Genomic DNA, 12,139 nt, shown 5'->3' with positions numbered 1-12,139 from the left:
GCTTCTCAGGCGGCGGCTGTGAACCTGCGATTGTGTACCGCGGTCGTGGCAGGCATCACGATCAATGGCAGCGCAATCACGATTGGTGCCCAGTAGCCGAGCGTCGAAGTGAGAGCTGCTGCGCCGATGACGAGCAGGCCGACGCTAATGCTCCGCATGACGATCGTGCCCGACGGGTTGACCTCCGGGTTACGGAGGTACGGGATACGCGCATCGGGGTTCGCGCGCACCATCAACGCGAACGACACGACGAACAGCACCATGCCGAGCGCGACCGCGATCCACCCGAACAACTCCATAGTTCACAATCTACCCGAGCCCGCGTCGGTGCCATCGCTCAGGCCGCAGGCTCGGGGCACCCTGGGCGTTGGAACCTCAGTCCGTGTCCAACAGCCGGACGATGTCCGCGATGTTCCCGCTGACGCGACCGGCGCCAACATCGTGCAGCAGCGCGATTTCCTCCGCCGTGCAGTGTTGCCCCTCCATCGCCCAGGACGCGACGATGTTCGCCACCTCATGCTCAACGAACCTCTGATCGGGCACTGTGCATCTCCTTGCCATCGTTGCCGGAGCGGTCTCCCGCTCGACCCTCATCACGCGCTACAGAGACAGCCCGCCGTGAGGCGCTGGGGGCTCCGGGCGGCGCGTCTCTGTGCTGAACGGCTCCGGGGCCGGGTGGGAGTGTCGTCGTCTGCGTGCCGCGTCGAGTTCGCGATCCAGAACGTCCGGCGTTCGGGAGATGCCCCGCGCCTGGAAGCTGCGCACCTGCTCCACCGTCAGCGTCGAAGCGTATCCGGTCCGGTGCAGGTTCGGGCGGATCAGAGCATCGATTCCGGTGTGGTCTTCCACGATAGCCAGGGTGCGGGCATGGGCGAACACATCGCCGGGAATCTGCGACCAGTCGATCACCCACCCGGCGTCGCGGGCGAGCTGGTTGAACATGATGTGCTGGCTGCGCGTGTTCACGTCACGGAACGGATGGATCGCCGTCGTCTCACCCCACACCCATGCCAGCCCATCGGAGAACGCATCCGCATCCAGGCCGCGGAGATGGTCGCGGGCGGCGAGTTCGCCGAAGACGCGCTCGGCTTCGGGCACGATGAACGGCGGACGGCAATGCGCGATGCCCGTACCGCCTGGGTGCGTGTCGGTGTCGCGGATGTCGCCGCCCCAGACATACAGGTTGCCCGTCAGATGCCGGTGGATGGCCTGCAAGTGCGGGAGGTCGAAACTACCGGGGATCGGGTGCTCGGTGAGTTCGACCATGCGCTGATGGATCGCGGCCGTCTCGACGGCTTTCCATCGGTCGTAGTCGGTGATGCCGAGCTTGTTGATCAGAACCAGGCTGTTCGGGTAGCTGTAGCGGTCGGGCACTGGTGCTCCTGCCCGGACGGGTTACTTCTCGGGGAAGCGGTCAAGCGCCGCCGCGATCGCCTCGCGCACCGCCTCATCCGCGGACAGCTCGCCGCGCACCTGGCGTCGGGCGATCTCCCGATCCGCGTCGGAGACGACGGCACCGGCCGTGACCTGCCCGGCCTCGACCTCCGCGAGCACGCGCCGGACATGGGCCTCGGATACCGGAGTCTTGAGAGCCATGCGGGTGCCTCCTTGTGGTTGGCGTTCTGGGGCTAGTTTACGTCGCTCCTCTGACATCCACCGGGAAGCCGGACACGGGGGTGCCGATTCGGCCCCGCCGATGGCGTGTCAGGACTCGCCGGTATCGGTGACGGCGTCTGCGAAGAGGGCGAGGAACTTCTCGCGGGGGATCACGATGCGCCGCCCGAGCTTGACATGCGGGAGGGTGCCCTCGTTGATGCTCGTGGTGATCGTGCGGGGATCGACGCCGAGGGCTTCGGCGGCTTCCTTGCGGGTGATGACGAGGCTGCGCCGCTTGCGGAGGTCGTCCATGTCGAGGGTGCTCTGCCGCATGATCGCACCATCCGTTCGTGTCAGCGCCGAGAAATGTGGTTCATCCCACCGTAGAGAATCGCACTTGCACTGTCAAGCATTGCGTTGTAGTTTTCTACTATGGAAACAGAGAGGGTGCGGGGCAACCCCGCAGGGATCACGAACACGCACGTCGCGCAGAACATCCGCGCGGCACGTCAAGCGATCGGCATGGACTTGCGCACCATGTCCGACGGGCTGAAAGCCGCAGGGCGCAAGCTCTCCACCTCGGGCATCAGCAAGTTGGAGGCCGGGGATCGCCGCGTGGACGTGGACGACCTGACCGTGATCGCCTACCTGCTGCGCACCACGCCCGCCGCGCTGTTGACCCCACCGGACGAGCAGACGACGCTCACGGGCGTGCCCGAGGGGTATGAGCCGGAAGAGATCGACAGGTGGATGCGCGGGGAACTCGTGCTCACCGATGAGGGGCTGTTCAACTACTGGCAGCAGGAATGGGTGATCTGCACCGACCGCGTCCATCACCTCGAAACCACCCTCGCGGGTATGACCGCCCCAAGCCCGGACGACCCCGAGAAGACGAGCGCGCACCCGAAGACCATCGCTGCCTACCAGGAGCGTCTGGAGGCAGCGCGGGCACGCGCGCGCGTGATCCGGGAGCGCGGCGTGCAGCTCGACCCGGAGGGGCGCGTGTTCAACGCCGCCGACTACGCCGAGAACTACGCCGACACCCACCGACCCGGCACGACCACGGCAAGGAGCACCCTGTCATGACGAAGAAGGCACAGCCCGCCGAGCAGGGTGGCGGGGGTGAGAAGCAGCAGCGGCGCTCGCGTTCCCGGCAGCCGGGCTCGATCCAGGCTTACGACACCGACGCGGGGAAGCGGTGGCGGTTCCAGATCTATGTCCTGAAAGACCCGGAGTATCCCGAGATGGGATCGCGCAGGCTGACCCGCTCCGGGTTCACCAGCACCGACGAGGCCAACGATGCCTTGCAGGAGGCGCTCAAGCAGCGGAAGCAGAACGAGAAGTTCGGCAACAAGGTGCCCACCGTGGGCAGCTATGCGGACGAGTGGGCGGCGGGGCTCAAGCTCGCGGCGTCCACGATCACGGGGTACAAGAAGATCATCCGCAACCACATCCGCCCCCAGCTCGGCGCAATCCGGCTCGACAAGCTCACCGCCACGAGGATCGCCCGCCACTACCGTGACCTCGAAGACCACGGCCGCAACGACGAGTACGGCAAAGGACAGCCGCTCTCTGCCAACAGCGTCCACAAGGTGCATGTCGTGCTTGGTGCGATCCTCGATGCCGCGATAGACGACGGGCACCTGACGGTGAACCCGGCGAAGAAGAAGCGCACCGTGAAGCCGCCGAAGTCCAGCGAGGTGCGGGCGCAGAAGCCCGAGATCGCGACGTGGACGGCCGAGCAGTTGCAGACGTTCCTCACCTGGAACCGCGACACGCTCGAAGACGAGCTGTTCCCCCTGTGGCGGCTCATCGCCTACACCGGCATGCGCCGCTCAGAAGCCCTCGCCCTGAAATGGTCGGATATCAACACGAAGACGATGCGGGTGAGCATCCGCCGCGCCGTCGATACCGACGACTGGACGAAGACGAAGACCACCAAGACCGGGCAAGCCCGCGTCATCGACGTCGACGCCGAAACCCTCAAGGTGCTCGCCTCCTACAAGGTGGCGCGGGCTGAGGTGTCGTTCGAGCTTGCCAAGGCCGACGCCTACGTCTTCGGTGACGACGATGGGAAGCTCCGCTCACCCGACGCGATGACCAGCCGCTGGGATCGCCGTTTGAAGTGGGCGACCGCGAAGTTCGACTCCCTGCACCGCGTCACGATCAAGGGGCTGCGTCACACCCACGCGACGCTGCTGCTCGAACTCGGAGAACACCCCAAGGTCGTGCAAGAACGATTGGGGCACTCAACGATCACCACGACCATGAACATCTACTCCCACGTCACCCCGACCATGCAACGGTCGGCAGTTGACCGTTTCGCGGCCCATCTCGGCTCCTGAGACACAGCGCCTCACCCACCGCGCAGAGCTTGCTACTTAGCCCCACCCAGGAAGGCTCCCAGAGCACGCGAGAACTCATGAGGGGCCTGCGCATGCGACTGATGGCCCGCTCCGGGGATGATGTGGAGCTGCGCGTCGCGGATGCCTTGGGCGAGCTGCCGGGCTGCCGGAAGGTTCGGGCGATCCTTGGAACCGCACAGCACCAGCGTCGGCACCGATACCGAGGCAAGCCGCGCTGAGAAGTCAACGCGGCCCACCGCCTGCAACACAGGGAGCATCACTTCTTTCGCTGCGCCCTGCTTCTCGAACACAGATGACGGAAGCACGCGCATCACCGCCGACTGGATCGCCATGAGCACCCTCGGCGGCTTCACCTGACCCGCGGCCAGCGTCAATGACCGGACACGCTCGGGATGATCAAGAGCCAGTTGCAGCGCGATTATCGCTCCGAGCGACAAGCCGCACACATGCGCCTGCTCGATCCCCAGACGGTCGAGTTCATTCACCACACGGGTCGCGGCTCCCTCAAGACTGAACCCCGAGGCCACATCCGAGCCAGCCCCGTCGAACACATCGACCGCCACGCCCTCGAAGCCCGATGGCAAGGCGGCACGCTGCACATCCCAGACGCCGGGCCCCTCGCCCAAGCCATGCAAGAACACCACGGACTGGACGGAAGACATACCCCTATGTTCTCAGCTCATGCTGACACCGCCATGCGCCCAGACGCTGGAACATCACGGCTCCGTCGGCAAGGCTTAGCACTTTTTCTAGCACTTCCGACGAAAACGACCCCTGACCCGGCACATAAAATCCCAGGTCAGGGGCCATTTCATTCGCGTGCGCGAGGGGGGACTTGAACCCCCACGTCCTTACGGACACTGGCACCTGAAGCCAGCGCGTCTACCATTCCGCCACTCGCGCGAGTGTCTCGTTCTGAAGAACTCAACTTCCCGAGGATATCACGCGATTTCACCCCCTGTTGCACACCCCGGAAGGCGGATCGGCGGCGTTCCCCCAGGACACCTGGCTACGATGTCCCTACCGGTCGGCATGCCAGAGGAGCCCAGTGGGACTACTTGACAGCTTTGAGAAGGGTCTCGAGCGCGCAGTGAACAGCGCGTTCGCGAAGACCTTCCGCAGCGGCATTCAGCCCGTGGAGATCGCTTCTGCGCTGCGGCGCGAAGCCGATACGAAGGCGGCTGTCGTGAGCCGCGATCGCATCATCGCGCCCAACAGCTACGTCGTGCGCCTGAGCGCGGACGATGCGGAGCGGATGCGCGGGCTCGGCGGCGCCCTGACCGATGAACTGCTCGCGCTGCTGACCAAGCACGCCACCTCGCAGGGCTACAGCTTCGCCGGGCCGCTCGCGATCAACCTCGAAGCCGACGAGAAGATCGCCACCGGTACCGTGCGCGTGAACTCGGGTTCGGTCGAGGGACGCGTCAGCTGGCAGGCCGTGATCGACGTCGATGGTCGTCGGCACGCGATCACCCGCGCCCGGACGGTCATCGGTCGCGGCTCGGATGCCGACATCACCATCGCGGATGCCGGGTCGAGCCGTAAGCACGTCGAGATCCTGTGGGACGGCGAGCGCGCCATGATGCGCGATCTCGGGTCCACCAACGGCACGAAGGTCAACGGCCAGAAGCTGCGCGAGGCCGCCCTCCCCACCGACACCACCATCACGATCGGACGCACCGACCTGGTGTTCCGCATCGTCCCCGTGGCCGCCCCGTCGCGCCCTGCGCCTCGCGGTGACGACGCCACCCGAGCGTTCGGAGCCCTCGGTTGAGTGAACTGATCCTCCTTCTCCTCCGCATCGGGTTCCTGGTCCTGATGTGGTTCTTCGTGTTCGGGGTCGTGTACTCGCTCCGCGCCGACCTGTTCGGGGTGCGCGTGCGCAAGCTCCCGGCCGAGGCGACCGCGGGAGCATCCGCCCCCGCACCGACACCGGCGCCCACGTCGAAGCCGGCATCGTCGCGGCCCTCGACCGGTCCCGCCACGGTCGCGACGGCCAAGCGCCTCGTGATCACGTCTGGCCCGAAGGCGGGGCTCGAGCTTCCGCTGAGCGCCGACTCCCTCACGATCGGTCGTTCCAGCGAGTCCGCCCTGGTGATCCGCGACGACTACACGTCCAGCCACCACGCCCGGCTCATGCTCCGCGGCGACGCCTGGGCGATCCAGGACCTCGACTCCACCAACGGCACCTACGTCGCGGGCCAGCGCGTGAGCGGATCGCCCGTCGCCCTCTCGCTCGGCACACCCATCAAGGTGGGCGCCACGACCTTCGAGCTGCGAGCCTGACGCCGGCATGGTCTTCGAAGGCTCGAGCGTCGCGATCTCCCACACCGGGAAGGTCCGCTCCAACAACCAGGACTCCGGATACTCCGGGGCGAACCTGTTCGTCGTCGCCGACGGCATGGGCGGCCACGCGGGCGGAGACGTCGCCTCGAGCATCGCGATCCAACGCCTGGAGCCCCTCGACCAGCCGTACGAGTCGACCGAGGACGCCCAGGCCTCGCTGCAGGCCGCTGCGACCACCGCGGCGGGCGACCTGATCCGTGCCGCGAAGGATCGCCCGGAACTGGCCGGCCTCGGCACCACCCTCAGCGCGATCATCATGGTCGACGAGTACGCGGTCATCGGCCACATCGGCGACTCCCGCATCTATCTGTACCGCGACGACGCACTCACGCAGATCACCGCAGACCACACGTTCGTGCAGCGCCTCGTCGACTCGGGCCGCATCACCCCGGAGGAGGCGCGCTACCACCCGCGTCGCTCGGTCCTCATGCGGGTGCTCAGCGACATGGACTCCGATCCCGAGCTCGACATGTTCGTCATGCACACGCAGCCCGGTGACCGCTGGCTGCTCTGCTCCGACGGACTCTCCGGCGTGGTCGACGAACCCCACATCCTCAAGGCGATGCAGCTCGGCCTCGCGCCCGGTCGCACCGCAGACAACCTCCTCAAGCAGGCCCTCGACGGAGGCGCGCCCGACAACGTCACGATCGTGCTGGTCGACGTGGGCGGACAGCATCCGATCCACTCGGGCACGCCCACGATCGTCGGCTCGGCGTCGAACCCCGACGGCGTCTATGTGCCCCCGGTACGCCCTCCGCGCAGCAACTGGCTGCACCCGGTGCGCCAGGCCGCGAACGAGCCCAGCCACTTCGAACCGGCCCCGGAATACCTCGAGGAACTCATCGAAGAAGACCGTCGGCGCGCGAAACGTCGACGTGTCGGATGGATCGCGGCCGCGCTGCTGGTCGTCGCGATGCTCGCCTTCGCTGCTTTCGCGGCCTACAGCTGGACGCAGACGCGCTACTTCATCGGCGCCGACGAAGACAGCGTCGTGATCTTCCAGGGCGTGCAGCAGAACATCGGCCCGATCACCCTGTCGACACCGATCGAAGACACGGACATCCTCCTCGCCGACCTCCCGCCCTACCAGCGCGCCTCGGTCGAGCGCACCATCACCGCCCGCTCCCTGTCCGACGCCATGGCGATCGTCGACCGCCTCCGCACGGGCGCCGAAGCGAACGTCATCCCGCAGACCCCTCTGCCCACACCGATGCCCACACCGAGCGAGACGCCCGCCGGAGGTGAGGGATGAGCACCGACGTCCAGGCGGACACCACCGTCATCAAGGCCCTCAAGCGCCTCCGCATGCCCCAGACGCAACGCAATCGCGAGTTCTGGCTGCTGCTCTTCGCCTGCGCGATCAGCGGCGGCGCCCTGACGCTCGTGCAACTGGGCGCCCTGGGTGTGATCGACCCGATGATCCTCGCGATCGGCGGCGGCCTCGCCGCCCTCGCCTTCGCGCTCCACATCGTGCTGCGCTTCGTGGCCTCGGACGCCGACCCGTTCGTGGTCCCGATCGCCACGCTCCTCACCGGCCTCGGCATCGCGATGATCTACCGGATCGACATCGCGTTCAAGAACACCGGCTGGGACGCCTACTCCACCAAGCAGCTCGCATGGACGGCGATCTCACTCGCCGGCGCGATCGCGGTCGTGATCCTGCTACGCAACTACCGGATCCTGTTCCGGTACACCTACATCTTCGGTCTGGCCGGAATCCTCCTCCTGCTGCTGCCGTTCGTCCCGGGGCTGCGGATCGCCGATGCCAACGCGGCCGTGTGGGTCTCGCTCGGCGGCATCTTCGCCTTCCAACCCGGAGAGCTCGCCAAGATCTGCCTGGCGATCTTCTTCGCCGGGTACCTGGTGCGCACTCGCGAGAGTCTGACGTCGGTCGGCAAGCGGGTCCTCGGCATCACCTGGCCCCGCATGCGCGAGCTCGGGCCGGTCCTGGTGGTCTGGCTCATCTCGCTCGGCATCATCGTCTTCCAGCGGGACCTCGGCACCGGAACCCTGATCTTCGGGATGTTCGTCGCGATGCTCTACGTCGCGACCGGCAAGACGAGCTGGGTGCTCATCGGCCTCGGCCTGGTGGTCGCGGGCGTCGCACTCGCGACGCAGATCCTCAGCTACGTCCAGGGCCGCTTCACCAACTGGCTGTTCCTCTTCGATGCCGGACGCGTCGACCCAGACGGCGCCGGCTACCAGCCGATGCAGGGCCTGTTCGGGCTCGCGCGCGGTGGACTCATCGGCACCGGATGGGGGCAGGGACGCCCCGAGGTCACCCCGCTCGCCCACAGCGACTACATCATCACCAGCCTGGGTGAAGAGCTCGGCCTGATCGGGCTGTTCGCGATCCTCTGCCTGTACATGGTGTTCGTCAGTCGGGGCATGCGCATCGGCCTCGCCGGCCAGGACGACTTCGGCAAGCTGCTCGCCACCGGGTTGTCGTTCACGATCGCGCTGCAGGTGTTCATCATGGTCGGCGGCGTCACGCGGCTCATCCCGCTGACCGGCCTCACCACGCCGTTCCTCGCTGCCGGCGGATCCTCGCTCGTGGCCAACTGGCTCATCGTCGCGCTGTTGCTGCGCATCTCCGACGGCGTCCGCCGCCAGCCGAGGGTGGTGATCGGATGACCAAGGAACTGCGCCGACTCAGCATCCTGATGCTGTTCATGTTCGTCGCGCTGTTCGCCGCGACGAGCTGGATCCAGGTCGTCGAGGCCGACAGCCTCGCCCAGAACAGCCACAACAAGCGCACCCGGCTCGACAGCTACGAGATCCAGCGGGGCGCGATCATCGTCGACGGCGCCACCATCGCCAACTCGGTGCCCAGCGACGACCAGTACCAGTTCCAGCGGGTCTACACGGATGCGCCGATGTGGGAGCCGGTGACCGGCTACTTCAACGCGGCACTCGATTCACGAACGGGCATCGAGCAGGCGATGAACGCCGACCTCTCCGGCACCGGGGCGAACGCATTCCTCGGTGAGGTCGAGCGCATCCTCTCGGGCCAGCCGCAGCGCGGCTACAGCGTGGAGCTGTCGCTGAACACGGCGGCACAGAAGGCAGCTTTCGACGCACTGGGCGATCTCCAGGGTGCCGTCGTCGCGATCGAACCGAAGACCGGCCGGATCCTCGCGATGGTCTCAAGCCCGGGGTTCGACACCAACCTGATGGCGACCCATGATGCGGACGCGGCGAACGCCACGTACGAGCAGCTCAAGGCGGACCCGTCGAAGCCGTTGTCGAACCGGGCCATCGCGGGCGACCTCAACCCTCCCGGCTCGACGTTCAAGGTCGTCGTCGCCGCGGCGGCCTACGCCAGCGGGGACTGGACCCCGACCTCGGCCCTCCCCAACCCCGTGTCCTACACGCTCCCCGGATCCTCGAACCGGGTGTCCAACGCGTGGGGCGGAAAGTGCGGTCCGGGGACGACGGTCACGATCGCAGAGGCGATCCGACTCAGCTGCAACATCCCGATGGCGGAACTCGCGGTCGAGCTCGGCGACGACACGATCCGCGAGATGGCGGAGAAGCTCGGGTTCAACAAGTCCTTCGAGACACCGCTGGAGTCGACGCCGTCGAGCTACCCGCGGGCACTCGACGACGCGCAGACCGCACTGACCGGATTCGGCCAGGGCAAGGTCACCGCGACACCGCTCCAGATGGCGATGGTCTCGGCCGGCCTCGCCAACGATGGTGTCGTGATGAACCCGCGGATGGTGGATGCCGTCATCGGCAACGACCTCTCGGTCATCAAGGCTTTCGAGAACAGCGAGTTCGGCCAGGCGATGGATGCCGACGTGGCGAACGACGTCACCGCGGCGATGGTCGCGAGCGTCGCTACGGGCGCGGCCCAGGGTGCAAGAATAGACGGGATCGACGTGGCCGGTAAGACGGGCACCGCAGAGAACGGAAACAGGCCGCACACGTTGTGGTTCACCGGTTTCGCACCGGCGAACGACCCCGCGGTCGCAGTAGCGGTCGTCGTCGAAGACGGCGGCGGACAGGGACAATCAGGAAGTGGCGACACCATCGCCGCTCCGATTGCGAAGAAGGTCATAGAGGCGGTGCTGGGCAGATGAGGCCGACGCAGGGTGTGTCGTTCGGTGGTCGTTACGAGCTGCAGTCGCGTATCGCGATCGGTGGCATGGGCGAGGTGTGGGAAGCGACGGATCACGTCATCGGACGTACCGTCGCCATCAAGATCCTCAAGGACGAGTACATGGGGGACCCCGGGTTCCTCGAGCGCTTCCGCGCTGAGGCCCGGCATGCCGCCCTCGTCAACCACGAGGGCATCGCGAGCGTCTTCGACTACGGCGAGGAGAACGGCAGCGCCTACCTCGTCATGGAGCTCGTGCCCGGCGAGGCGCTCTCGACCGTGCTCGAACGCGACGGCGCGCTGAGCGCCGACAAGACGCTCGACATCGTCGCCCAGACGGCATCCGCTCTGCAGGCGGCCCACGCGGCCGGCCTCGTGCACCGTGACATCAAGCCGGGAAACCTGCTCATCACGCCCGACGGCCGCGTCAAGATCACCGACTTCGGCATCGCGCGCATCGCCGACCAGGTCCCGCTCACCGCGACGGGCCAGGTCATGGGCACCGTGCAGTACCTGTCGCCCGAGCAGGCGTCGGGTCACCCGGCCTCTCCGGCGACCGACACCTATTCACTGGGCATCGTCGCCTACGAGTGCCTGGCGGGCAAGCGTCCGTTCACGGGTGAGTCGCAGGTGGCGATCGCCATGGCGCAGATCAACGAGCAGCCTCCGCCGCTGCCGCCGACCGTTCCGATCCCGGTGCAGAACCTGGTCATGGCGATGATCGCCAAGAAGCCCAGCGACCGCCCGTCCTCTTCCGCGACGGTGGCGCGTGCCGCCCAGGCGCTGCGTCGCGGTGACCTGAACTCCGCGGCGATCGCCGTCCCGGCCATCGCGACCGGTGGCATCGCCGGAGACGACGACGCCACCCGGATGCTGACGGCTTCCGGCGACGACGGCACCACCCGCATCCTTCCCACCACCGCTCAGCTCCCCACCGAGGAAGCCGCGGAGGAGGAGAAGAAGAAGAAGCGCAGCCCCTGGACCTGGCCGCTGATCGCGCTGATCGCGCTGCTGGTGATCGTCCTCGGCGGCACGGTGTGGGCGATGCTGGCGAATCAGCAGGGCGAGGCGGATCCCACCGGATCGCCGTCGCAGAGCTCCACCCCGCCGAACACGCCGTCGGAGTCTCCGACGCCTGAGGTGACGCGCGTCAACGTGACCGCACTGAACCTCGTCGGCATGGACTGCGCGACCGCGACGTCCACGCTCACCGACGCCGGTTTCGACAGCGAGATCACCTGCCCGGAAGGCGACGCGGCTCCCACCGACGCCGAGGTCGGCAAGGTCTACGACGTCTCCCCCCGGGGGAACGTCGAGACCACGCAGCCGATCACGCTCACGATCTACGCCGGTCGCGCCGCCCTGCCGACCCCGACCGACGCTCCCACCATCACCGGTGACCCGATCGCCGGCAGCACCGTGACGATCGCCTGGGGCACCGGGTTCACCTGCCCCAGCGGCACGACGCTCTCGGGCTACGTGGTCTCCCTGCAGAACGGCACCTTCGTGTCGGGCGGGCCGAACTTCCAGCCCACGCAGCGCAACACCCAGGTGAAGGTCGCGGACGCCGTGGGCCAGCAGCTCATCGTCACGTACCAGGGGTTGTGCTCCGGCGGCGACCAGCGCACGTCGGCCGCATCGCCCCCGCTCTCGGTCCCGATCGTCGCGGCACCCGATCCGGGCGACGGTGATGAGGGCGGCGATTCCGCCGAGTAACCTGTAGTTCAGC

Annotated in this window: 14 protein-coding genes and 1 tRNA gene; 8 read left to right on the top strand and 7 right to left on the bottom strand. The window is 67.1% G+C overall.

Annotation, left to right across the window (positions count from 1 at the left end; all coding sequences use genetic code 11):
• Nucleotides 1-5: 5 nt before the first annotated feature.
• The 5 genes from FGL91_RS04990 to FGL91_RS04970 form a co-directional block, all read right to left on the bottom strand.
• Entirely contained in the window at nt 6-299 is a 294-nt protein-coding gene (locus FGL91_RS04990) for a hypothetical protein (protein WP_153243239.1), read from the bottom strand.
• Nucleotides 300-375: 76 nt separating this feature from the next.
• Nucleotides 376-513 carry a hypothetical protein gene (locus FGL91_RS04985; protein ID WP_153243238.1) on the bottom strand — a complete coding sequence of 46 codons (138 nt, stop codon included), beginning with the start codon at nt 511-513 and terminating at the stop codon, nt 376-378.
• Nucleotides 514-600: 87 nt separating this feature from the next.
• The gene (locus tag FGL91_RS04980) at nt 601-1,374 is read right to left on the bottom strand and encodes a Fic/DOC family protein (RefSeq protein WP_153243237.1); all 774 of its coding nucleotides are present in this window, start codon (nt 1,372-1,374) and stop codon (nt 601-603) included.
• Nucleotides 1,375-1,395: 21 nt separating this feature from the next.
• Nucleotides 1,396-1,596 (bottom strand): hypothetical protein, encoded by a 201-nt coding sequence (locus FGL91_RS04975; RefSeq protein WP_087131801.1) that lies wholly within the window; start codon nt 1,594-1,596, stop codon nt 1,396-1,398.
• A gap of 108 nt (nt 1,597-1,704) precedes the next feature.
• Complete coding sequence (locus FGL91_RS04970; protein WP_153243236.1) at nt 1,705-1,929, bottom strand: helix-turn-helix domain-containing protein; 225 nt, start codon at nt 1,927-1,929, stop codon at nt 1,705-1,707.
• A gap of 99 nt (nt 1,930-2,028) precedes the next feature.
• On the opposite strand from FGL91_RS04970, the gene FGL91_RS18875 reads away from it, so the two are divergent.
• The gene (locus tag FGL91_RS18875) at nt 2,029-2,682 is read left to right on the top strand and encodes a helix-turn-helix domain-containing protein (RefSeq protein ID WP_194239314.1); all 654 of its coding nucleotides are present in this window, start codon (nt 2,029-2,031) and stop codon (nt 2,680-2,682) included.
• The gene (locus tag FGL91_RS04965) at nt 2,679-3,941 is read left to right on the top strand and encodes a tyrosine-type recombinase/integrase (RefSeq protein WP_194239313.1); all 1,263 of its coding nucleotides are present in this window, start codon (nt 2,679-2,681) and stop codon (nt 3,939-3,941) included. The genes FGL91_RS18875 and FGL91_RS04965 overlap by 4 nt, the downstream gene beginning before the upstream one ends.
• Nucleotides 3,942-3,973: 32 nt before the next feature.
• On the opposite strand, the gene FGL91_RS04960 is transcribed toward FGL91_RS04965, so the two are convergent.
• Entirely contained in the window at nt 3,974-4,624 is a 651-nt protein-coding gene (locus FGL91_RS04960; RefSeq protein ID WP_153243234.1) for an alpha/beta fold hydrolase, read from the bottom strand.
• 158 nt (nt 4,625-4,782) lie between these two features.
• Nucleotides 4,783-4,865 (bottom strand) — tRNA-Leu (locus FGL91_RS04955).
• 145 nt (nt 4,866-5,010) lie between these two features.
• Here FGL91_RS04955 and FGL91_RS04950 point away from each other — a divergent pair.
• The 6 genes from FGL91_RS04950 to FGL91_RS04925 are packed head-to-tail and all read left to right on the top strand — an operon-like array spanning nt 5,011 to nt 12,126.
• Entirely contained in the window at nt 5,011-5,736 is a 726-nt protein-coding gene (locus tag FGL91_RS04950) for an FhaA domain-containing protein (RefSeq protein WP_131491629.1), read from the top strand.
• Complete coding sequence (locus FGL91_RS04945) at nt 5,733-6,248, top strand: FHA domain-containing protein (RefSeq protein ID WP_153243233.1); 516 nt, start codon at nt 5,733-5,735, stop codon at nt 6,246-6,248. Before FGL91_RS04950 ends, FGL91_RS04945 begins: the two co-directional genes overlap by 4 nt.
• A gap of 7 nt (nt 6,249-6,255) precedes the next feature.
• Nucleotides 6,256-7,560, top strand: a complete 1,305-nt coding sequence (locus tag FGL91_RS04940; RefSeq protein ID WP_134352597.1) for a PP2C family protein-serine/threonine phosphatase — start codon at nt 6,256-6,258, stop codon at nt 7,558-7,560.
• A complete protein-coding gene (locus tag FGL91_RS04935) occupies nt 7,557-8,942 on the top strand; it encodes an FtsW/RodA/SpoVE family cell cycle protein (protein ID WP_047522058.1) in 1,386 nt (461 codons plus the stop codon). Before FGL91_RS04940 ends, FGL91_RS04935 begins: the two co-directional genes overlap by 4 nt.
• On the top strand, nt 8,939-10,393 hold the full coding sequence (locus tag FGL91_RS04930; protein ID WP_153243232.1) for a penicillin-binding transpeptidase domain-containing protein: 1,455 nt from the start codon (nt 8,939-8,941) through the stop codon (nt 10,391-10,393). Before FGL91_RS04935 ends, FGL91_RS04930 begins: the two co-directional genes overlap by 4 nt.
• The gene (locus tag FGL91_RS04925; protein ID WP_131491632.1) at nt 10,390-12,126 is read left to right on the top strand and encodes a protein kinase domain-containing protein; all 1,737 of its coding nucleotides are present in this window, start codon (nt 10,390-10,392) and stop codon (nt 12,124-12,126) included. Before FGL91_RS04930 ends, FGL91_RS04925 begins: the two co-directional genes overlap by 4 nt.
• The last annotated feature ends 13 nt before the right edge of the window (nt 12,127-12,139 follow it).

It is taken from the genome of Microbacterium sp. CBA3102 (assembly GCF_007954505.1).
Classification (GTDB): domain Bacteria; phylum Actinomycetota; class Actinomycetes; order Actinomycetales; family Microbacteriaceae; genus Microbacterium; species Microbacterium aurugineum.
Note: the sequence above shows the minus strand (reverse complement) of the source record. Positions and strands in the feature narration are given on the sequence as shown.

Bases quoted from the DNA above. Each gene is read 5' to 3' on its own strand.
- FGL91_RS04935 (WP_047522058.1), top strand. From the start codon at position 7,557: ATGAGCACCGACGTCCAGGCGGACACCACCGTCATCAAGGCCCTCAAG.
- FGL91_RS18875 (WP_194239314.1), top strand. From the start codon at position 2,029: ATGGAAACAGAGAGGGTGCGGGGCAACCCCGCAGGGATCACGAACACG.
- FGL91_RS04990 (WP_153243239.1), bottom strand. From the start codon at position 299: ATGGAGTTGTTCGGGTGGATCGCGGTCGCGCTCGGCATGGTGCTGTTC.
- FGL91_RS04925 (WP_131491632.1), top strand. From the start codon at position 10,390: ATGAGGCCGACGCAGGGTGTGTCGTTCGGTGGTCGTTACGAGCTGCAG.
- FGL91_RS04930 (WP_153243232.1), top strand. From the start codon at position 8,939: ATGACCAAGGAACTGCGCCGACTCAGCATCCTGATGCTGTTCATGTTC.
- FGL91_RS04960 (WP_153243234.1), bottom strand. From the start codon at position 4,624: ATGTCTTCCGTCCAGTCCGTGGTGTTCTTGCATGGCTTGGGCGAGGGG.
- FGL91_RS04970 (WP_153243236.1), bottom strand. From the start codon at position 1,929: ATGCGGCAGAGCACCCTCGACATGGACGACCTCCGCAAGCGGCGCAGC.
- FGL91_RS04975 (WP_087131801.1), bottom strand. From the start codon at position 1,596: ATGGCTCTCAAGACTCCGGTATCCGAGGCCCATGTCCGGCGCGTGCTC.
- FGL91_RS04940 (WP_134352597.1), top strand. From the start codon at position 6,256: ATGGTCTTCGAAGGCTCGAGCGTCGCGATCTCCCACACCGGGAAGGTC.
- FGL91_RS04965 (WP_194239313.1), top strand. From the start codon at position 2,679: ATGACGAAGAAGGCACAGCCCGCCGAGCAGGGTGGCGGGGGTGAGAAG.